Genomic DNA, 21,612 nt, shown 5'->3' with positions numbered 1-21,612 from the left:
CCGCACGTTCAAAAACATCCGCCTTACACCACCATCCCGTCCCCTTACCGCGCCACCACCGGCCTCACCTTTTGCGGTCCACCCTGCGTGGGCGAGGCAAAATGGCGCCTCAGGTGATCCACGCGGTCGCTGAAGCTGTCGTCCAGGCGCCCCTCTCGGGCCGCAGCCCCAATGCCTTCAGCCATCCAGGCCGTACGCAGGGAGATGCGCCGCTCCGAAGCCAGCTTAGCGCTCCCCATGGCCGTGCCCCGCATGATAAACCGGAATGCCCGGCTGTAGATCAGCTCATCCACGGCGTAGAGCTCGTCTTCTGCTCCATCGCCGTAATGCCGGGACACCAGCCCCTGCACTACGGGGTGCACCAATCCGTGTTTGCGGACCTTTCCATACCCGAACATCTTGATCAGCCCGTCCACCCATTCGAGATATGATCCCAGAACCCCGCCTGCGTTGGCCAGGATATCGGGGATGGAAATGCGCCCCCGGTCCTCCAGGTAGGTCTCGGCCTCGGGGGTCAGAGGGCCGTTGGCCCCTTGCAGGATGTAATCCGCATCCACCCTGGAGGCATGGACAGCACCGGTCCGCATCTCCGCGTCCAGGGTCACCACCTCCTCCAGGGCTGCGGGCACCACCACATCCACCGTGGCGGTAAGGGGCCGGGTGGTGTCCCCTTCCACAAATCGGCCCATGGTGTCATCCGCCATCTCGGACAGCAGCTTGCCGGAAGCAGCCCCTCGAGCCAGCTCGTCCACCTGGGGTATACCCCGCAGATTCACCAGGGTGCCCCCGGCATCGGAGATCATGTGAATCGACGCGCCTTTGCCGTGAACGATGGCGGCAAAGGCACCGCCTACCTTACCAAACCCCTGAACGGCAAAGGAGAGCATGCGAATGTTGGCGTCTGCAGCGTGATAGAACTGGGGTTCCGTGTCCAGGGCTTCATCAATACGCGCAGGGTTCAGCCAGAGGTCGGCATCGTTATACCGATGAAACCCTTTGAGCACCGCCAGCACCTCGTAAAGCCCCCGGGCCGTGGCACCGGTCCGCAGGGCCAGGCCGCGCCCCCCGGGCTTTCCGGTGATGGCCGAGGAAGTATACCCCTTGACCTCCTCCCGATCTGCCGCAAGGGTTGTCACAAGAGCCTTGTTCCCTACATCGATACCGAAATGGCGCCTCAGGCGCTCTGCCTTCTCGGAGGCAAGCTCCAGGCTCCCTTCGGCAATGGCACCCAGGTCTCGGGACACCTCGTCGGTGATCACCTCAAAGAGCGTTCCGATCTCCTGCGGGCCGACCCCCACGTCCCCTGCCGGCACATCGGAAAAGGGCCCGATTCCCGCCTTTTTAAACAAAAATCGGCCGTAGGCGGCAAGGACCCGCTCGCGCACCTCTCCCGTCCCAAGGCTACCCAGAATCCCCCCCTTGCCCGTGGCATAATAGGGAATCCCGAGCCCCAGACTCTTGAACAGCATGTTGGTGGACAGGGCCCCTTCCCCGGAAAAGGAGACATGGGTTTTGTGGCAGCGGATTCCCCCTTTGCCGATGCCCTCCCCGTTCATGCGGATAAAAAGGCAGCTCTTGCCGGAGTGATCATCAAAATAGTTTTCGTAATGAATCCCTCGAAACCGGACCAGCCGGGAGATCTCATCGCCGAAAAGGGCCCTTTTTCCGGCCCCGGGGATCTCCACGGGAACGGTGGCCGCAGCAAAAATATGGTAGAGGGTGGCCCAATAGTAGTCGCTCTTCATCTCCCCGTCCGGTGCCATGAGGTAGTTCCTGATGGTGTCAAAGGCCACCTTCCTTACCCTTTGGCTCTCATCGGAGAGAAGAAACACCAGCGGAATGAGATACTCTTTGTGGCGGTGGGCCTGCATCCGGCCCAGATAGGCAAGCTTTCCCCTGTAATCGGCCAGCGCAAGGTTACCCAGAAAATCACCTATCTGCCCCGTGGGAATGGGGTCGCTCTTCATCAGCATGGAGCGGGTGGCAAGCTCGTTTCGCAGAAACCCGTCGAGTTCCGGGGTGATGAGGGCATCGGCGATATAGGTGGAAAAGGCCACCATGCGCCGGTTGGCCATGACAAAGGTTTCAAAATACTGCCGGGTAAAGGGGATGCCCTTTTTGTCGAAAATGCCTTCGATGGTCGTGAGGTTGTTCCGAAAATTCTCGTAAGGGAGCCAGAGCTGGAGCCTTCGTTCCGGGACCGGTTCGTCGGCGATGATGTTCTGGTCGATGCAGATGTGAACCGTCGTCCCCTTTTTCAAGCGGCGTACCACCCGGTTCCAGGCCGTAAAGTAGTTCTCAAGGGTACGGATCCGCTGATTGTGGAGGAGGGCATGGACAAACCGCTCGGTGGCGGTCCCCAAAAAATCCATCACCTCCTTTTTACCGGCCACCTTCCCCAGCTTCTCCTCCATATATTGGGCCGCATGGTTCATGAGCCCCGGCTTTCTCACCCCGGGCGTCTCCCCTTCCACAATATACAACCGGCGGTTGGCCTCCGGGTTCCCTTCCAGGCAGACCACATAGGAACTCATGCGAAAGCTCTGCATGGGGTGTTCCCGCATCAGGGCCTTGATGGCCTCCAGGGTTTCACGTACCAGCTCCCGTGTCTCGGAAATGAAAAAAAGGTGCTTGTTGCCGAAACGGCCGGTGACGTTGATCCCCTCCCCGCTTCCAGAGGCGTAACGATTTTTGAGCATCGCCTCCTGATAACGGCTTCCCGCAATAAGAAAAGCGATCTCCTCGGTGGCAAGGGACCGGTAAAAATAGGGACCGAGATCGGTCTTGGTCAGCACGGTCTCGATGGCATCCAGGATGGTGTCGGGTTTGAGGTCGTAGGCGTGGCGGAGATGGTTGTAAAGGGCGTACACCTCTTTATCGGACACAAAGCGGTTGTCCATGCCGCGCAGCTTGTCACGCACACCGCTGTCCGTGAGATGGTACAATACGTCTGGGGTGGTCTCCATGATGGCTCCTTTCCGGAGCGCCTGGCCACAACAGGAGGGAAACGCGAAGAAGGCCACAGGCGAGCGCCCCGAAGGCTGGAAAAATGAAGCGTTGTGTTCGGTTACAGACGATTATAACCCGAAACCGGTTCCCGGGGGTAAATTTTCTGAACGCCGCTGCGGCAGATAAATAAACCGGCCCCGACCAGCCGCCCATTCAGAGCCCCGGAAACGTGCGCACAAAAAAAGCCCTGGGGCGACAAGACGCCACAGGGCTTTCCAACAAAGCACTTGGAACTTTGAAAAAACTGACTAGTCGTTCTCGGCGGGTTTTTCTTCCTCAACCCCTTCGTCGTTCTTCCAGGATTCCTTCAGCTCGTCAAAGCCGAGGTAAAGAGCGAGTGCGCCACCGAGAAGAAGAAGCGCGGGTACTGTTCCTGCAAGAAGCTGAAGCAGTGCATCAAACCATACCGCAATACCAATCAGGCCAAGAACCGCTGCAATAGCACCACCGATTAACGTCTTCATAAACCAGTTCCTCCTTTAAGCATAAATTTTCTTTATTTTTAACTTTATAATCTCCCCAACCGGGGATCCTTACGAAAGAACACTGCCGATGACACCGGCGGGAGAGGCGACAGGCTAAACCTTGATAAAAACAACGAAATACAAACTGAATACGTATGTCATTTCAACAAAATAGAGCCCTGCATGACGCCTGTTTCTCTTTAGAATATAACTTGTGGAAGGTACCATATCAACGGATTCTACGCAACCCCAAATCCCGATAAATTTACGAGTGATTAGCAGCGATGAACGACCGTTCATTGTCTCTTTTACCACAGGATTTCATGGAAGGAAGCATCACATGCCACCTTAATTTATCCATGATGCGTAGCAAGGTGTCTGACAGAGCCCCGGTACCCCTGAAGATGAGTGACAACATCCCGGCGGCGGATGACCGCCGACTCTGCAGCAGCCGCCCCAACCGCCTGAAATAGTGGACCTTTGAAAGCGCACACCCCGTCTCACCCGGGATAATAGAGTTGCACAATCACAGGATCTATATTATTTACAAGCGTTAAACCCAAGAGCCCCTTGCCTGGATACGACGGGGCCCTGGATAGCTCAGCCCCGCTTCTTTGTTTTGACCCACCGAAGCAGGTTCTGATCAGGCTTTTTTATACCGCTGCGATGCAACTTAAGCAAAAAGAGTTCAAGTGCCTTGCCACGTGTGCCGCCGTGCCTTTCGGCATCCTGCCAGCCAAGGCCGCTTCGCAATCCGGACACCCAAACAATCGGAATTTTTGAGACATGTTGACTTTTCGACGAAAACGCAAAACCAAGACCCCCGTGGGCGATGCCATGCGGGTCCACTACTCGAACTACATCCCCGAAAGAGGGGGCGCCGTCTCCGATCTGCTGCGCCGATTCATGTTCAGAAACATCGTGCTCTCCGAGACGGAGAAAGAAAAGATCACCCAACTGGACGAAAACGGCATCTTTGTTTATGCGTCCAAGTATCGGAGCCACTTCTCTTTTCTCTACTTTCACACCCGGCTCAAACAGATGGGCCTGCCCTTCCCCACCATCGGCTTTGACTGCACCATCTACGCATGGCAGCCCATCGGCCACCTCCTGGGGATCATGGGCTCTCACATCCGCTATTTTTTCCGCCACTTTTCCGTGCCCGACCCGGTGGAAAGCGGCCACTTCAAAAACCAGCTCTTAAACGGCAAAACCGCCATCCTGCCCCTCATCGGACGGGATGCCTTTTACCGAAGCTTCGTCAAGTCCAAAACCGATCCCATTGCCTGCCTGCTGGAACTCCAGGCCGAAACCGACCGCCCCCTGTACATCATCCCCGAAGTGATGATCTTTTCCATGAAGCCCAAGAAAAGCGGGCTCTCCTTTTTCGACATCCTCTTCGGGACCCGGGAGCGCCCGGGAAAGGTCCGACGCCTTGCCGGCATCTTCAAACGCAACAAAGAGAGCTTTGTGGAGTTCTGCGATCCGGTCTGCCTCAAGACCTGGCTGGCCGCCCCGGGCATGGAAGAAAAATCCCTGGGAGAACAGGCCCTGCTTCTGCGCCGCGAGCTCATCGAGCAGCTCAACCGCCACCGCCAGACCATCACCGGCCCGGTCCTGAAAAGCCGCCAGGAGATCCGCGAGAGCATCCTCACCGGAAAGCCCCTCAAGAACTTTATGATCCGGCACGCTGAAGAGAGCGACACCCCCTTGCAGGAGGTCCACAAGAAGGCGGACACCTATCTCGACGAGATTGCCGCCAACTACAGCTCCCGCTGGATCCGCATCTTCGAGGTATTTCTGGACCGCCTCTTCAAGAGCCTTTTTGAAGGCATCGTCACCGATAAAAAAGGGATCGCCCGGGTCAAGATCCGCTCCAAGCAGTCCCCACTGATCCTGGTCCCCTGCCACAAGAGCCACCTGGACTACCTGATCCTCTCCTACGTCTTTAAAAAGCACAACATGCCCTGTCCCCATATCGCTGCAGGACGAAACCTCTCCTTCTGGCCCCTGGGCATTGTCTTAAGGGGCGGAGGCGCCTTTTTCATGCGCCGCACCTTTAAAGGGGCCAAGCTCTACTCCCGGGTCTTCTTCGAGTACATGTCCAAGCTCCTCTCCGAAGGGTTCAACGTGGAGCTCTTCATCGAAGGTACCCGAAGCCGGACCGGTAAGCTCCTCTCTCCCAAAGTTGGCCTGCTCTCCATGCTGGTGGATGCCTGCAGGCAAGGGGCCTGCGAGGACCTGCAGTTCGTGCCGGTCTACTTCGGCTACGACAGGGTGCTGGAAGAGGACGCCTACCTCCACGAAGTGGAAGGCGGGGACAAAGAGTCGGAAAACCTGGGCCAGCTTATCAAGGCGCGCCGTTTCCTGAAACGCCGCTACGGCAAAGTGTACGTCAACTTCCATGAGCCCATTTCCCTGTCCGACGTGGTCAAAGAGCAGGGGCTCGACTTCAAGGCCATGGACACGGATCAACACAACACATTCTGCAACGACCTGGGCTACCGCATCATCAACAGCATCAACGATGTCTCCATCGCCACACCCTACGGGGTCGTGGCAAGTGCAGTGCTCAACAGCATGAAAAAACGCTTCACCTTTGAGCAGGCCCTGGAAGATATTCGCCTCTACACCGATCACCTGGACGCCATGGACGTCTGGGTGGCCGACTCTCTTGGGGAAAACCGGGAGCGATCATTCCAGAGCGTTCTGGACAGCTACGTCAGGCGAAAATTCCTGGAGTGCGGTTCCGACTGCAAAGGCCACCTGGACCCGGGAACGGTCTTCAACCTTCCCGACGGCCAGCGCCCCGTTCTGGACTATTACAAAAACAACTGCATCATCCACTTCATCTCCGCGGCCATGACCGCCCTTGCCATCAAGGAGGTCAACCGATTCCAGTTCCAGGCGGGCGAGCTCCTGGAAGCCTACGACTTCCTGGCCGACCTCTTTGACCCGGAGTTTGCCTTCAACCGCACGGCCACCTCGGAGTACATGGTGCGAAAAGACCTCAAGGCCTTCATCGATACCCACACCATCGTGCCCCACGAATCCAGCCCGGACACCTACGAGATCACCCCGGACGGCCTGAGAAAGCTCACCCTCTTCTCCCGATTCCTCAGAACCTACCTGGAGTCGTACCTGGTGGCCCTCACCGCCTATGAATCCAAAAAGGCTCCCAAGCTGGACGGCAAGGCCATGGTGAAAAAATGCCAGACCCTCGGCAAAAAGATGTACAAGGTCAACGAGATCGAACTCCCTGAAGCCCTGAGTGACATCACCTTCAAAAACGCGGTTCGCCACTTCAAGGACAAAGGCATCCTCGACGAGGCCAGCGGAGAAGCCACCCACTCCTTCTACAAAAACTCCATTCGCCACTACCTGGAGGTGATGGAGAAATAGCTTGGCTAAAAAGGCTAAAGGCTAAAGGCTAAAGGACCTTAAGCAGCTTCGGTTGGAGCTGTCACGTGATGAATCAAAGCCGTGGGCGACTCGCTGGAGTGGCCCGCGGCTTTTTTGGTGAACAGAAAAAAAGGGCGTCACTGTTGAGATCAAAAAAGCCTCCGGGGGCCCTGCCGGGGGCCAAACTTTTAAAAAGTTTGACAAACAGGATTCGAGAGCAATTTCGGCCACGTCACTGATACTGGCGAATCATATGCTTTGGACTTACTAAGTCTGTAGCTCTCTTTTCCCTCAGCCCCTCGGGGCTGAGAGAAAAGAGAGCTACAACCGAAAAGTTTTTGGCCCAGCTTTTTTCAAAAAGCTGGCCGCCGGAGGCAGTGCGGTTAAATTCATAATGGCCAAGTAGGAACAACGTATCCTGTTGGGTCGAAGCTTGTGAGGCAGTCCGCACACACCATCAGCGTTTGTGTCGGGCGAAGCCCGAGTCAAAGGCCCTTGCGGTTTGGCCCGAGGAACGAGGGACTAAGCGCAAGGGCAATCAGCTTTCGAGGTGGCTCACCTCGCCGCCGGAGGCAGGCTTTTTCATGTACTTTAACCATAGAAGGCAATGACATGCAGGCAATGATACTGGCGGCGGGGCTTGGGACCCGGCTGCTTCCCCATACCGAGGTTCGGCCCAAGCCGTTGTTCACCATCGGCGGGGTCACACTTCTGGAGCGGCGCATCAATGCCTTGGCCGACGCAGGATTTGACGCTGTCATCATCAACACCTGCCACCTGGCAAAAGAGGTCCACCGGTTTATCGACCACAAATCATGGCCGGTAAAGGTCCACCTGCGACAGGAAGAGACCCTGCTGGACAGCGCCGGTGCCGTGGCCAATGTGGCGGACCTTCTGGACGGCTCCCCCCTGCTGGTTGTCAACGGGGATACCTTAACGGACATCGACCCCAAGGCCCTTTACGAAGCCCACCTGGAACAAGACAATACGGCCACCCTGGCCCTTATGGATCGCCCTGAGTTCAATAATGTGTCCGTGGATACCCAAGGGCAGGTCCGCGCTTTTCGGGAGCCCACCCCCAAAGACATGCAAAGGCTTGCCTTCACCGGTATGCAGGTGCTGTCCCCCGAAGCAGTGGCTGCCATTCCCAAACGAGCGTACGGCATGGTGGACCTCTACCGGGACCTCATCGCCAAGGGCAAAAAGGTTCAGGGTATTGCCCTGGAAACTTGCCTCTGGTTTGACTGCGGCACCGAGGCCCGGTACCTGGAAGCCACCAAGGCCCTCATGGTCCCGGAGGCCTTCAAAAACACCTTTGACTCGGCCCAGGGGCCCTTTGAAACAATCCCCTTGAAAGGGGACGGCTCCGACCGCAGGTGGTCCCGCATCACAAGCCCTGAGGGAACCCTCATTTCCTGTGAGCACGGTATTCATCCAGGCTTTGCCACAGGCGAGGCCGAAGCCATGATCCGCATCGGCACCCACCTCCGCACCAAAGGCATTCCCGTCTCCCCCGTTGTCAGCGGTGATGCCGTCTCCGGCCTTGTCCTCGTCAAAGACGCCGGCAACACCCACCTCGCCGAAGTGGCCAGGACCCTACCCGAGCCCGAGGTAGAAAGCCTATACCAAAAGGTCATCAACACGCTGATCCGTTTCTCACAGGAGGGTATCCAAGGATTTGAGAGCGCATGGTGCTGGCAGACACCTGCGTATGATAAAGAGATGATCCTCACCATGGAGTGCCGCTACTTCATGAATGCCTTCATCAACGGCTACCTTGGCATGAACGAATCCGCAGAGCCCTACCAGGCCGCCTTCAACCTCATCGCCGACAAGGCCCTTGAAGGCGGGTTAACCGGTCTCATGCACCGGGATTTTCAGTCCCGCAACATCATGATCTCAGACAACGGCCCTGTCATCATCGATTTTCAGGGAGCCCGTAAAGGCCCCTTACAGTACGACCTCGCCTCCCTGCTCATCGACCCCTATGCAGGACTCTCCGAAGCCCTCCAGGCGCGACTCATGAGCCACGCTGCCCAAGCATTGGAAACCCGGGGCATTTTTATAGATGAGACATTTCACACCAGCTACACCTTCTGTGCCATTGCCCGAAACCTCCAGATGTTAGGTGCCTTCGGCAAGCTTTCCGGCCTCGGAAAACCAGGGTTCAAGGAGCACATTCCCAGCGCCTTGACTACCCTGGCACAACGATTGAGGCCCTTGGGCAACCCGGCCCTGGCCAGACTCTCGGCGTTAGTAGGCAAGGCAACAGCCTTTGGCTTGTAAGGGATGAGCCGCTCTGGAAATATCATTGACAAATACCATCTTCAAATAAACAAAGCCAACCAGCCTGACGGCGAGTTGGCTTTGTCCTTTCCATTATGAAACAAATCATCTATAGGTTCGCCCCACTATGTTTCCAGTAATCTGGGACAAGCACCGGAAGATTTGGGTCCATGATCTCACCGCTTCCGGTATTGATGAGAATTTTTCCTGTTTCCTGCTCAAAAACGATTGTGGGCTGGGGCATGGGGTTTCGTTCTCCCAGATAGAAAGACTTAACACCAAATGAATCCATACACGTATTGACAACATAAATTCGTCCCTCACCGGGATCGCAATTTGTCGCACTGCAGTCGACAGACTCATCAACACGGGAAGAAGATCGCGGCGATGAGGTTTGAGGCGGGGTATAGCTCCCAAAAATCATGATATCATCCATGACAATGGGGTCTGATATCATTTTTTCCCCATAAACAGCCCCCATAGCCCTTTCAGTCGGAAAATCAAAATACCATCCGTTTTGGTTGCATGCATCCTGCGTAAAGCTGGTTCCGTAAAGCTCGATTTGGTTGTTCTGCGTAGACCGGCCGGTATACGTCAATATGCATTCCCGAAGATCATCCTTCGTATAAAATTCGTCATCTGGGGCAAGCCCTTTGACTGCATAAATACTGTCTTGAAATTGAGAATCACAGAATAAAGGGTGTTCCCGGTCCCCGGAGCCGAAAAACGTCAGACCCGTATAGCACGCGTACCCGGCAACAGGTGCATGAAAAATCTTCTGATAATAAGTTGTATGGACCGTTTCAGAACTTTCGGTCCCGTCGACTCCCGTCGATGTTACCACAACATCGACGGGAAAGGACTGTGCTTGGAAAAACTTTTTCCTCACTGACCAAGGCCCGTTCTTAAACTCATTATAATTATAATTTGGATCCCCCATGTTCAAGAATTCTGCCGCTTCATCTGCAAAATAGTAGACGTTACCTTTCATATCCGCAGCATAAATTTTCGTAAACAACCTGCTCCCATCATGATCGTGGTCGATGATTCGGGCACCGATAATGCTCGCTTCAATGGGATGACTGTCAGCCGACGACTTATCCGGACTGCAATGGTCGATAAGGGTTATCAACTCTCCCAAAGACTCTTCTTCCAGGCTGTAGATAGCAAGATGTCGCCCTTTCGAATCATTTCCCGGGTTAATTTTATTCTGATTCGGATCGTACCCTCCGGGAACCAGAAAGGCTTTTTTGGGTGCATTGGTCGCACTATCCATCACCTTGCAAAAATCGGGTTGCCCCCACGATTCACCCCAGTCGACACTGTCGTCACCAGCAACGGCCTTTTTGTATTCAGGTTCATTTTCCTTTGAGATATCGAGAATATGATAAGCCTTACCGCCTTTCCGTTCACCGAAAATAAGGTATTTGGGTTTGCGAACATGATATTCAGCTTTCTCAGCAGAGACCTCAACGCCATCCTTATAAGGTACAGATTCATAGTATAGGCTCATCCCTCCATCGACAAACCAGTTGTGATACCCAGACTTCAGCAAATAAAGTCGATCAACCTGTGTCGGTGGGATAAAGGCCCATGCTTCAGTCCCGTCGTCGGCATCAAAACAATGAAGCATACCGTCGTTGGCACCTGCAAGAATATAGGTTTTCACGTCGTGTTCATTCTCTATGCGGGATCCACTTTGCACGGCATATTCAGCAACAAGAACGTTGGTATGCACAATATCCCCCAAGGGCCACTTCTCACCATGGCCGTAGACCGTCGTGAGCAAAAATTGTTTTAACTCATCGCTGTTTGCCTCGAAATTGTGTTGAGAGTCCTTCTTGATTGTCACCGAAGGGGAGGCACCGCATGCAAGGAAGACAAGGGGTGCCGTGGCTGAGCCATGTGTCAATATGTTTCGACTGGCAGCAACTTTATCGAGTTTCTGACCCACAGAATCCTCATCTTCGAACGAAACCTCGTCCAGCTTTTTTTTCAATACAAACGCAGCACCTTCATATGGGTCATTCTTATCTGGCTGGTTATCATCAGAATCAGCCAGAGGCCCATCCGACCACAGATCATAGGTCAAACTCCCCCCCCCAACCCGTACTCCCCGGGAATCCACAACTTTTCCGTCTCTGAAGATGTATTTGGTTATATTCCCCTTCCCCTTATCCCCACCTTCAATTCTGAAATAGCTGAGATAAGTATAATCACCGGAATAAACGAAATCATCCTGTGTAGTGGGTGTGGCAGCAGCCGTAAAGTTGGCGTTTTTAACTACAACATAGAGGATACTTTCAAATGCATCTTCAATGCCCTGCTGGTCTGTCACCTCATAGTAATTTCCTTGATTTTCCCCGAGTCCCTGCCCATTATCGGCTGTATCCTGCATCAGCTCGGGGTCAACTTTGTAACCATCCGTAAACCTGTCAATTTTCAGTGCAATAGGATACGTAATGATATTTTCTTCCCCACCTTCTTCAGAAATATCATTTTCATAAAGAAACTTTGCGACATCATCTACCCATGTTTCATCATATTTCCCGTCGCCATCGCTATCACTATCACCAATCAGACCGCCGGGAAATAAAGGGTAGAATTCTTTGGTTTTGATAGACGAATCACCGAAAAAATCCAAATGAGGCTTACCGTCTGTCAAGATAACGATGTAATTCTTATGGCCTGGACATTGTATTGGTGACGTATAGGGATTTGCACCAGGATATGAATTGAACCAGCTGTTTTTCCCAGCAAAATACAATCCAGCTTCAACCATGGACTCAGCCAGGGGCGTCATTTTGGTAACATCAATACTATCTGTCGAAAACACGTAGGAGTGGCCAAAAAAAAGCGGTTGAAGATACTCTTTTTTTTCTTCAAGATTGTATTTCCCGGTCAGCACATGCAATAAGTCAGCCTTTGAGGCCCCGCAAGGTGCGGCCAGATCCCCGCCCTGACTTTTCCATATGGCGTAATTTTTTGTTGCGCTTTGCCAGGCAAACCCCAAATCAAACTGCATAATGCCAAACCGGACTCGGGAATGATTCGCTTCGATCACATTTTTTACGGCATTGATGCACACATATCTCCTTGAATATTTTTTCTCCAAATAATTAATAAAGTTTCCTGTTTTCAAAAAATAGGGAAAAATACCCCACCTAAGAGTGCAAGGGCTTATTTGCATTCTGTTCCAACCATTATGAATCAGTTTCTCACGATTCTCCGTCATATAATCTTTGGTTATGTCTGTTCTATATGTTATATCAGTCGCATATTTAGCAGGTAAACAAAGGGGTCTTGTTTTTGTTCCGTCAAAATAGAACAATTGATCCCTGTCCTTTCCGTCCGGCATGTCAGCACCGTAATCAATTGTATGATCATAGTCATTTTCATTGTATTGATATTTTTCCTGCTGTTCTTCAACGAGTCTCAAGTAGTTCACATAGTTCCCTAGTGCCAACTGATATTTTATTAATCCCCCGCACTTAAATTTGTTAGGATCTGAAATAACCTTACCGGCCCAGATAATTTTCTGATCAAGTGAGTAATAACTATTTTTCAGGTCAGTATATGCAGTACAACCGTTCTCACTGACACAGGTATCGATATTATGTAATTGAACGTTTACCCCAAGAGACTGCCAGATACCTGCCTGAAACTTGCATACCTGATTTTTTCCGAAACTCCCTTCATACGTTTTTTCAGGATCGTAAGCTGGGATACCTGAATCCAGTACATCAACTTCCCTCATGCTCACCGATGTATCAAACAAGACCAACACATTGGGCTTCAACACATCCGAACACTCTTGAAATATATCCACATCCTCGGCATATCCCCAGCCGTTGAGGGTCATCAGACACGCCATTATGAACAGTATTTTTTTCATGCACAGATCCTCCAAGATGCCTTAAAAAAGGTCGCGATCCTGTTCCACGGGAATGGACACACCTTTCTGAACCCAGGTCGATGAAAGTTCAGACGAATTTCGTTTGTATGCTGTAGCGGTAATGGCGAAGCGACGTTTATCTATAGAGCCGTCGTATCTCCTGTGGGATAAGCCGGTAGGTATGTCAACAGCCTGTGGAGTCAGGGTTCTGCAAAGCCCACAGCCAGCGTCGGCTCCAGGGGAGCCGTCGTCCTTTTTGCACTTCACTTTGCTTTTTACAATTCTCCGCATTTCAATTTTTGCAAGGCTCTTATGGATTCCACCTTCATGCATGAGCGGAGAATCGTCGATATAAAAAACATTTTTATGATCGGGATAGCGTATATCATTAAGAAGATCATCAATGCTGCAGACCTTTTGGCTCTGAGGGTTTCCATCTGCCCCACCAACCTCTTCACTTACTTCATCGAGATTTCTAAAATTGGCGATGGCATGGTTCAACGCTGCTTCAGCAGCTGCAAACTCTTCGGTGTATCTTCGAGCATTTTCTGTAATTTTAATCTCGAACACAGATGTCTGAGTGGCGATCAGCCCCATTACCGTAATGATGAGGATAAACATAAGGGTAAAAAGCATCACGGACCCCGTGTCATCGGTAAAGTGCTTCAGCATCGTATCCCCCTATTGCAATTGATTTGCGGGCTTTACTACCATCCGGCTCAACGTCTTTGTTTCTTGCGACTTTATGGAGTCCCAAGATGCTACAAGACAAACATTCCGGACAGAAAAATCAGTATTCCCATCCCCGTCCGCATCGGTATCCACTACCCGGTGCCTCAAAAACAACCTGGCCTTTCCATTCCCCCATGTCATCCAGGAATTCGAATCAACGATGCTATCATTACCTACTTTGGCTATAAACGCACCAAAGCTGCTTTCGGTAAGTAGGTTGCTCTTCCGGAAAAGGTCACCGGCCCCGTCCGTTGCGGCATAATCTGTGCATTCAACGATTTCAACGCCAGCCGTGAGCAATTGCGAAGCCATGTCCTTACGCCGTGTCTCTTCATCATTTAAAATAGCCGTCATTTGAAGCCCCATCACACCGAGCATGGCAACAGCAAAAATAGCCATGGCACAAAGCACTTCCAGCAGGGTAAAACCGTTTTCGCATCTCATTCCCATCCCTCCAATGATCTTGTCTTCAATAGTACATGTTCCTCATTTTTACTGTGGTTGTAAAAAGACGATAAGAGTAGTTATCGGTATCAAGACCATCCACCTCAAAATCCGGAATATAATCGAGCTTTGCTTCGGACACCCGTTTACTCTTTCGCTTTGTGCTTCGCATGAGCAACCAAATTTTGGCGGCACGGATTCTATCAAGTGAAGGAGGATTATCATTATTTACTCTCGGTGACTCATCATCCGTCTTAATATGTCCCGAATCATCGAGAATATAGTATCTATCCAAAACGCCATTACCCTGCGAACTGAATGCCCAAGCGACCCCACCACCACCGGAACCATCAGATTCCTCTTCTAAAACGCCATACCCATCATTTCCCGAACCGATATCATCGACATCATAGGCATAAAGAATCCGAAACACCTCCACATCCTTTAGCAGGGTAATCCGATTACCACTTCTATGGAGCCGTACCCCGATACGATCTTCGGAATCGATAAATGAATACTCGCGCCACTCATCGCCACCATTGTCATTGCAGTACCTGATACCAATCATATCAATGGCTGCATGGATAACTGTCCCATCAGTTAATTCGTTTGCACAATACCCCGCCAACATGAGCTCATTGGACATCACCGCCATGGCTGCCCTGCCGTTTTGCTGCATCATGACCTTCATCTGATGATCTTCATGGGTCTTTGCCTGGTCGATAATAAGGACACAGACCGCTGTAATGAGAACGACCCCAAGGGCAAGAGCGATTAAAAGTTCAAGAAGAGTAAAGCCCCTGGAACCCTCCAACGAAGCTTTTTGCAAAACAACGTATCGATTTTCGACCTTCATAATGTTTCCTCCTGGCTTTCGCCATGACCTTCTTCGGAGGTGCCAACCTGTGATGCCGAGTGAACCCCCATTGCCCGGCTCAGAACCCCCAGGTTACTGATGACCACTCTGTACTCGCGAAGGGTATAATCATTCCAAATTCTCAGGGTACCGTTGTTAGCTCCCTGAAGAGTTCCCCTCGAATTGTAACCAGTTGAGTCCCGGTTGGTATCACAAATAACAAATTCCGGTGCACTGAAGATTTCCGTAGTGTCTTGCTCCCCGTCACCGTCCTCATCCCAGCTGATTCGTGCAGACACAAAGGTTTTGGGGGCTCCACCTGTGGCGTCGGCGACAGGCTCATTCTTGTCGTCGTAATAGATTATTGTAATGGTTTGCCCTTCCTTAATGGCCTTCATGCGCGCATGCTGAAGGCTATTATAGAGTTCCCTTGATACGCCGGCCGTTTTTCGATTAGAAACAAACTCCCGCCAGGAGGGGGAGGCAATGGAAACCACGATGGCGACCAAGGCGACGGCAACCATCAACTCGAGGAGGGTAAAGCCTCTCTGGTTTTTCATGATACGCTCCTGGTAGACACTTTTAGTAAATATATTTTTTCGGAGTTATACTATTATCACACCACTAAATATCACAATGCGACCAACTTCATTGAAAAGCATATAACCTTTCATGCAAGCCTTGATCCATTCGTGAACTTTGTTCCAAAAACAACGATTCTACTTACATAGAAGATTCACAAGCAAAGCGTGTTTCATCATATTAATAGCTCTTTGTTATGCACTCGCGTAATAATCGGCAAACTCCAGCCACTCACCGTAATCACTTCATACAACCAAAAAACTATTAAATATATTTACAGAACGAGCTCAAAACATATAAAAACAGAGAGTTAAATTAACAGCCAAACTATTAAAAAATTTTCCACATAGGTTCGCCCGCCAAGCCCCCAAAAACGGTAAAACGCTATAATTACGATAAAAATAGCACAAGCACACTCTCATCAATCGTTGCATCTCGGTGATAAAAAAAATTTTACGATCGTTTACGAATCAATATCCCTGCAAAAGGACATAAGACCATGCCACAAGTCAAAGGGCATCACTTATTTTTATAGAGAGAAATTTCTTTGCATCGTGACGATGCGACGGCGGGGCCGTGGTTTGGGATAGTAAAACACCCATGAAAGCCACAGTGACTTAACTGGAGGGGTGATGGATAAAGTACGTCGAATAACGACTTTCAAGGTGTATTGTACTGATACGTTGACTCTTGGTGTACTTTTCGTCCCGACACTTACTTTAAATGATGAAATTTCATTTTGGACAGGAGGGAGGGATGGCTGATTTCAAGAAGCCTGGAGGCCTGGGTGCGGTTGCCGCCTGTTTCTTCCAGGGCGCGGCGAATCATTATCCCTTCGAGCTTTCGTACAGCGGCTTTGAGGGAAAATCCGTCAAGGAAAAACTCGTCCTTTGAACAAGGTCTTTCCTGGGGTGTTCCTACAATGGCTGTGGGCAGGGTATCGGGTTCAACCTGATCGCCGTTGGCAAGGACCACGGCGCGCTCCATGGCGTTCTCCAGTTCACGGACGTTGCCGGGCCAGGGGTAGGCCAAAAGACGCTTCATGGCGGCTGGAGAGACGCCGATCACCCTGCTGCCGAGCTTGCGGTTAAACATCTTCAGAAAGTGTTCGCACAGCAGGGGGATGTCTTCTGGGCGTTCCGACAATGGGGGAAGGTCAAGGGGAAGAACGTTGAGGCGAAAAAAGAGATCTTCGCGAAAGGCGCCTTGGGCTACCTCTGCCCGCAGATCCCGCGAAGTGGCAGCGATGACGCGCACATCGATTTTCCGGGTCTGAACGCCTCCCACGGGGCGCACCTCGCCCTCCTGAAGCACCCGAAGGAGCTTGACCTGCATGGCCAGAGGCAGCTCTCCGATCTCGTCTAAAAAAAGGGTTCCGCCGTGGGCCTCTTCAAAAAGCCCCTTCTTGTCTTGAACAGCCCCGGTAAAGGCCCCTTTTTTGTGCCCGAAAAGCTCGCTCTCCATGAGGGTCTCAGGAATGCCGCCGCAGTTCACGGGGACCAGGGGCCCCTGGGCCCGTTCGCTCGCCGTGTGGATGCCGCGTGCGATGAGTTCCTTGCCCGTTCCGCTACCGCCCGAGATCAAGACCGTGGTGGCATACCGTGCTGCTTTGCGTGCCAGGACAAAAACATCCTTCATGCTATCGCTTTTTGCCACCATGTTGGAGAACCGAAACCGGCCTTCCATGAGGCCCAGCTGGTCTTTGAGATAGAGATTTTCGTTTTTGAGATCCCTGTGCTCTGCGGCACGAGAGAGGAGAAGGGTCACCTCGTCGGATTTGAAGGGCTTGGAGATGAAGTCAAAGGCTCCGTGTCGCATGGCTGAAACCGCGGTGTCGATGGTGCCGTAGGCGCTCATCATGATCACCATGGAGCGCGAAAAAACCGCCTTGTTCTCCTTGAGCAGGGAGACCCCGTCCACACCGGGCATTTTCACGTCAAGGAGGATAAAATCATAGGGAGAATCAAGTTTCGCGGCCCTGCCGGCCATCTTAACACCGGTCCCCCCTGAAGCCGCCGTCTCCACGGCATAGCCCTCTTTTTCCAGCAAGACCGAGAGCATGTGCCGCATGTTCTTCTCATCGTCAATGATCAGGATCTTTCCCGCCACCCCATCCCCCTCTAAATGAGTTCTGAAAAAACATGCCTCCGGCGGCCCTGCTGGGGGCCAAACCTTTGAAAAGTTAGACAAACAGGTCTCACGTACGTTTTTTGACTATTCGAAGGTGTTTCCTGAATCTTGAGCTCTTCTAATGATCTAACCGGAAAATTTTTGCGGAGCTTTTTTCCCAAAAAGCGACCCGCCGGAGGCAACTAAACCGCTGCCCCCTTCGACGTCTCCAGGCACAGAATCATGCGAGCGCCCTCGCCATGCCGGCTTTCAGCACGCAGGCTCCCGCCGAGTCCTTCCACGATAAGAAAGGAGACAGAGAGCCCCAGCCCGGTACCTTGCCCTGGCTCCTTGGTGGAATAAAACGGATCAAAGATATTGGGCAGGTCCGCATCCGAAATCCCACCGCCGTTGTCTTCCACCACGACTTCAAGGTATTGGCGCCTGTCGTCTTCAACTACGTTGCGGGTGGAGATCACCAGGGAACCATTCTCCCTGCCGGCACCTTCGATGGCATCGGCCGCGTTTAGCACCAGGTTAAGAAACACCTGGCGTAAGGCGCCTGTGGTGGCCATGACGCCATCGTCATGGGCCCCTAAATTGGTCATAACGTTAATATCTTTCAACAGGGGCTGAACACGAACCAGCTCGCGAATCTCGGCTATCAGGTCATGGACAGCCACCACGTCTTTGTCCCCACAGTCTCCACTGCGGTTAAAATCCAGGAGTTGCCGGATAATGCCGTCAATACGTGACAACTCCTCGTTGGTTCGGGCGATATAATCAAAACGTTCCAGATCGGTTTCAGCGGATTGGATAAGGGAAAGATACCCGGTGATGATCCCCAAAGGATTGCCGATTTCATGGGCGACACCAGAGGCAAGGCGCCCCATGGCCGAGAGTTTCTCGGCACGGACTACGTCCTCCTGGGCCCGGGAGAGCTCGGTATTGAGCTCCTTCAGCTCCCGGACCGAAATCTTAAGCTTTTCACGGTCGGCGTTGATGCGGCTGACCATGGTGTTCAACGCCATGGAGAGTCTTGAAAATTCGCTGCCCGCCTCTTCCTGAAACATGAAGGGATCTTCGGTTCCGGCATCTTCGGCCTTTGCGAGAAGCCGCGCCACCGGCTTGACGGCTACCTTGGAAACCTGGCTCACCCCGGCAAACGTAACCACCACAAGGTTGATGAGGATATAAAGGAGTAGAAGCTTGATGGTGTCGGTGAGCCAGGCACTCACCTTGCCCGTATCCACAACCGCGGCCACACCACCCCGAACAGGCGCCTCAAAAGGAACAGCTGCAACCACAGCCCCACCCAGTCCCAACAGCCCCATACCAGCCCCCTTGACAAGAACCGGCCCTCCCCTTGTCACGGCCTTTTCGATGGCCTCCCCAGCCTCTGCCCCGCGCTCATCCGTGCCGAACCCGTAGCTCAGCTGCTCGTCGAGGAGGGACACCTTCACCAGGGTCACGGCGCTTCCTTCCACCATGCCCCCGAGGACCAACCGAAGGCTATCAACGTCTCGCTTCCCGGCCTCGTCGAACCCGTAGTCCGTTACAGCCCGTACCAAATGCAGGGCCCTTTCCGCCTCTTTTTTCACCATGACCTGACGCACCAGAGTCAAGGCGCAAAAGGCGGTGACCCCCATGGCAAAGAGAAAGAGAAACGCCAGGTTCACACTGATGCTTGTCTTGATGCCGGTGGACATATGCAAGATGCCTTTTTGTTGACGTTCGCGCACAATCGCCTCCGGCAGCCATGCCGGGGACCAAGCTTTTGAAAAAATAGATAAACAGATCTTGGGTAAGCCTTTTGTAGGCTTTGCCGAAACTATGTCGCACCCGCAGGTCGCTTTGATCGCCCCAAAGGGAGATCAAAGCGACCTGCGGGTGCATTCAGGAAAATTTTTTGCGGAGTTTTTTTCAATATAGCGGCCTGCCGGAGGCAGCCACTTGATGGTTTTTGACTTTACTCATAGTAAAAAGAGGAACAAAAGTCACCCATAAACATTACGACTTGCAGTGTTTTGCCTGCATCATGGCTGAGGCGCAGCTGATCATCTTCGGGCTCAGGCGGGTAAACCGATCGAAATCGGCAGTAAAGGCAAAGCCAGGGACCAGGGTTTTGATAACGGGAATCTCAAGATCCGTTCGGGTGAGGTCCACATACACAGGAGCAAACCCTTCTTTGCCCAAAAGCTGCTCAAGAAGCTTTTTGTCCCCTGTTGCCGAGCCCGTGGAGTAATCGGGGAGTTGCTCTTCGTGGACGGGAACAGGTCGTGCCGGAGGGGCCATGGACGCCTCGCCCCCGGGAAAGGCAAAGGGCACCTCGGTCATGGCCGAAACCGCGGCCCGCCTGGCGTTGAGATGGGCCGCACACCCTTTGGCCACGACGCCCTCATGATCTATCACCATGGCTTTGCAGATGGGCACGCCCAGACGGCCGGTGAGTTCCTGGAAAAACAGGTTCACCCCCTCCTGGCGGTACGCGGACAGAAGCGGGCCCAGGTTTTCGTTGGCGGTATAGAGCTCAAAGCACAGGGCCGGATCGTAGGGCTGGGTGGCTTCGGCCTCCCGCTCCAGGGCTTCGTAGAGGCCGGAAACACACGCTTCGTCGAGGGTGTTCCCCGAAGCAAGCCCCGTGGACCCCAGGCTGGAGAAAAGGCCGGGCTCGTCGAGATTCATGAAGAGAAACACCGCCTGAACCGGAACCAGGATGGGTACCTCTGCCCTTTGGACTGTTGTCACGCCTTCCATCCAATGGAGGGGCTCGTCCCCATAGGGGACATCCAGCATCAAGGCGTTGGGGTCCAGCGCTCTTTTTCCGCCTGCCAGAAGCTCGCTGTAGCGGGCCCTGGTCACCTCATGGTCGTTGACCGTGCTCACCACGCGTCCGCCTTCAATGGAGGCATAGGAGCTCAGGCGCTCGGCGATCTCCATGTACAGGGAGGCCCTGGCATCAGCCACCGAGAGCCCTTTGCCGTAACTGGTCTGCTCACCGGTGAGGGTGTAGGCCAGATCTCCCTGGCTCACCCGCGTCGAGACCTGCCACTTCCTCTGCAGGGCAAAGGGGGAGAGGGAGGCCTGGTGACGCATTTCACCGCCGTTGAAGATCCCCACTGCTTCCAGCCGGGCCTTGGCCACAGAGGCTGTCTCAGCAGCCGAAACCCGCTGGACCGGCGGAACCTCCTGGCGCACCTGATCAGCCATGCTCCCCACGGGAAGGGGTTCGGAAGGCCCCATGGGGCCAGGGGCCGTCAGCAAAACTGGAGCCTCATCAATAAAGGGGAGTTCTTCCAGACGGTCCGCATTGCCTTGCAGCATCTCTGCCCAGGGGTGGGCAGATACTCCGTGGGCCGACACAAAGCGAGCATAGATCAAGGGGCTCTCCACCTTTTCCGGGGTCCAGCCCTCTTTCTCAAGAGCCTCCCGAATGGCCGGAAATGCATCAAAGGCAAGGGTTGCCTCATAGAGAAGCCCCTTGAGAAGCTCATCGGCCCCCTTAAGCTTTTCGGTCATCCCCTCCTCCCCCAGAGCACCCAGCAGGGTCAGGGCAGCCTGGCGCATAAAGGCGTCCATGGGGGCCTTGCGCAGGGCCGTAAGGGCCGCATCGAGGCTCTCCACGCCCTCGGGCACCACGGCAAAATATCCCGTGGCAGCCTCGGTGGTTGTTAATTTCAATCGGTAGTCATTCATCTTTTCAGCCTCCGGCGGGTCGCTTTTTGAAAAAAGCTCCGCAAAAACGTTTCGGTTGTCAGGCCTTGCTTCCATCAAGACCTAAACGGTCTATCATGAAATTTGGTGGCGGGCAGGAGAGACCCTTTTGCCTGTCA

At 53.1% G+C, this 21,612-nt stretch carries 12 protein-coding genes; 2 read left to right on the top strand and 10 right to left on the bottom strand.

Annotated elements, in window-relative coordinates; all coding sequences use genetic code 11:
* Window positions 1–44 precede the first annotated feature (44 nt).
* Entirely contained in the window at window positions 45–2,966 is a 2,922-nt protein-coding gene (locus tag ACOYW0_RS16980) for a Glu/Leu/Phe/Val dehydrogenase dimerization domain-containing protein (protein ID WP_482415001.1), read from the bottom strand.
* A gap of 291 nt (window positions 2,967–3,257) precedes the next feature.
* Window positions 3,258–3,473 carry a hypothetical protein gene (locus ACOYW0_RS16975; RefSeq protein WP_092207469.1) on the bottom strand — a complete coding sequence of 72 codons (216 nt, stop codon included), beginning with the start codon at window positions 3,471–3,473 and terminating at the stop codon, window positions 3,258–3,260.
* A 786-nt stretch (window positions 3,474–4,259) separates the two neighbouring features.
* Between ACOYW0_RS16975 and ACOYW0_RS16970 the strand changes: the two genes are divergently transcribed.
* Both ACOYW0_RS16970 and ACOYW0_RS16965 read left to right on the top strand, forming a co-directional pair.
* Complete coding sequence (locus ACOYW0_RS16970; RefSeq protein ID WP_482415000.1) at window positions 4,260–6,875, top strand: 1-acyl-sn-glycerol-3-phosphate acyltransferase; 2,616 nt, start codon at window positions 4,260–4,262, stop codon at window positions 6,873–6,875.
* Window positions 6,876–7,487: 612 nt separating this feature from the next.
* Entirely contained in the window at window positions 7,488–9,161 is a 1,674-nt protein-coding gene (locus ACOYW0_RS16965; RefSeq protein ID WP_482414999.1) for a sugar phosphate nucleotidyltransferase, read from the top strand.
* A gap of 109 nt (window positions 9,162–9,270) precedes the next feature.
* On the opposite strand, the gene ACOYW0_RS16960 is transcribed toward ACOYW0_RS16965, so the two are convergent.
* The 8 genes from ACOYW0_RS16960 to ACOYW0_RS16925 all read right to left on the bottom strand — a co-directional run bounded on the left by ACOYW0_RS16960 (window position 9,271) and on the right by ACOYW0_RS16925 (window position 21,475).
* A complete protein-coding gene (locus ACOYW0_RS16960; protein ID WP_482414998.1) occupies window positions 9,271–13,056 on the bottom strand; it encodes a pilus assembly protein in 3,786 nt (1,261 codons plus the stop codon).
* 21 nt (window positions 13,057–13,077) lie between these two features.
* A complete protein-coding gene (locus ACOYW0_RS16955; protein WP_482414997.1) occupies window positions 13,078–13,728 on the bottom strand; it encodes a PilX N-terminal domain-containing pilus assembly protein in 651 nt (216 codons plus the stop codon).
* A 9-nt stretch (window positions 13,729–13,737) separates the two neighbouring features.
* On the bottom strand, window positions 13,738–14,232 hold the full coding sequence (locus ACOYW0_RS16950) for a type IV pilus modification PilV family protein (protein ID WP_482414996.1): 495 nt from the start codon (window positions 14,230–14,232) through the stop codon (window positions 13,738–13,740).
* 25 nt (window positions 14,233–14,257) lie between these two features.
* Complete coding sequence (locus ACOYW0_RS16945; protein WP_482414995.1) at window positions 14,258–15,088, bottom strand: PilW family protein; 831 nt, start codon at window positions 15,086–15,088, stop codon at window positions 14,258–14,260.
* Window positions 15,085–15,648, bottom strand: coding sequence for a GspH/FimT family pseudopilin (locus tag ACOYW0_RS16940; protein ID WP_482414994.1), 564 nt, complete (start codon window positions 15,646–15,648; stop codon window positions 15,085–15,087). The genes ACOYW0_RS16945 and ACOYW0_RS16940 overlap by 4 nt, the downstream gene beginning before the upstream one ends.
* Before the next feature lie 736 nt (window positions 15,649–16,384).
* The gene (locus tag ACOYW0_RS16935; RefSeq protein WP_482414993.1) at window positions 16,385–17,779 is read right to left on the bottom strand and encodes a sigma-54-dependent transcriptional regulator; all 1,395 of its coding nucleotides are present in this window, start codon (window positions 17,777–17,779) and stop codon (window positions 16,385–16,387) included.
* Window positions 17,780–17,982: 203 nt separating this feature from the next.
* Window positions 17,983–19,521: a sensor histidine kinase gene (locus ACOYW0_RS16930; protein WP_482414992.1), complete on the bottom strand. Its 1,539-nt coding sequence runs from the start codon at window positions 19,519–19,521 to the stop codon at window positions 17,983–17,985.
* A gap of 268 nt (window positions 19,522–19,789) precedes the next feature.
* A complete protein-coding gene (locus tag ACOYW0_RS16925; RefSeq protein ID WP_482414991.1) occupies window positions 19,790–21,475 on the bottom strand; it encodes a YcaO-like family protein in 1,686 nt (561 codons plus the stop codon).
* Between the last annotated feature and the right edge of the window lie 137 nt (window positions 21,476–21,612).

The sequence above is a fragment of the Desulfoluna sp. HI9BLuna genome, from assembly GCF_056829775.1.
This window is presented reverse-complemented; position numbering and strand designations above follow the sequence as displayed.

Excerpts from the sequence above, each read along its gene's own strand:
- ACOYW0_RS16940 (WP_482414994.1), bottom strand. The coding sequence starts at position 15,648 with ATGAAAAACCAGAGAGGCTTTACCCTCCTCGAGTTGATGGTTGCCGTC.
- ACOYW0_RS16960 (WP_482414998.1), bottom strand. The coding sequence starts at position 13,056 with ATGAAAAAAATACTGTTCATAATGGCGTGTCTGATGACCCTCAACGGC.
- ACOYW0_RS16925 (WP_482414991.1), bottom strand. The coding sequence starts at position 21,475 with ATGAATGACTACCGATTGAAATTAACAACCACCGAGGCTGCCACGGGA.
- ACOYW0_RS16955 (WP_482414997.1), bottom strand. The coding sequence starts at position 13,728 with ATGCTGAAGCACTTTACCGATGACACGGGGTCCGTGATGCTTTTTACC.
- ACOYW0_RS16980 (WP_482415001.1), bottom strand. The coding sequence starts at position 2,966 with ATGGAGACCACCCCAGACGTATTGTACCATCTCACGGACAGCGGTGTG.
- ACOYW0_RS16950 (WP_482414996.1), bottom strand. The coding sequence starts at position 14,232 with ATGAGATGCGAAAACGGTTTTACCCTGCTGGAAGTGCTTTGTGCCATG.
- ACOYW0_RS16945 (WP_482414995.1), bottom strand. The coding sequence starts at position 15,088 with ATGAAGGTCGAAAATCGATACGTTGTTTTGCAAAAAGCTTCGTTGGAG.
- ACOYW0_RS16970 (WP_482415000.1), top strand. The coding sequence starts at position 4,260 with ATGTTGACTTTTCGACGAAAACGCAAAACCAAGACCCCCGTGGGCGAT.
- ACOYW0_RS16975 (WP_092207469.1), bottom strand. The coding sequence starts at position 3,473 with ATGAAGACGTTAATCGGTGGTGCTATTGCAGCGGTTCTTGGCCTGATT.
- ACOYW0_RS16965 (WP_482414999.1), top strand. The coding sequence starts at position 7,488 with ATGCAGGCAATGATACTGGCGGCGGGGCTTGGGACCCGGCTGCTTCCC.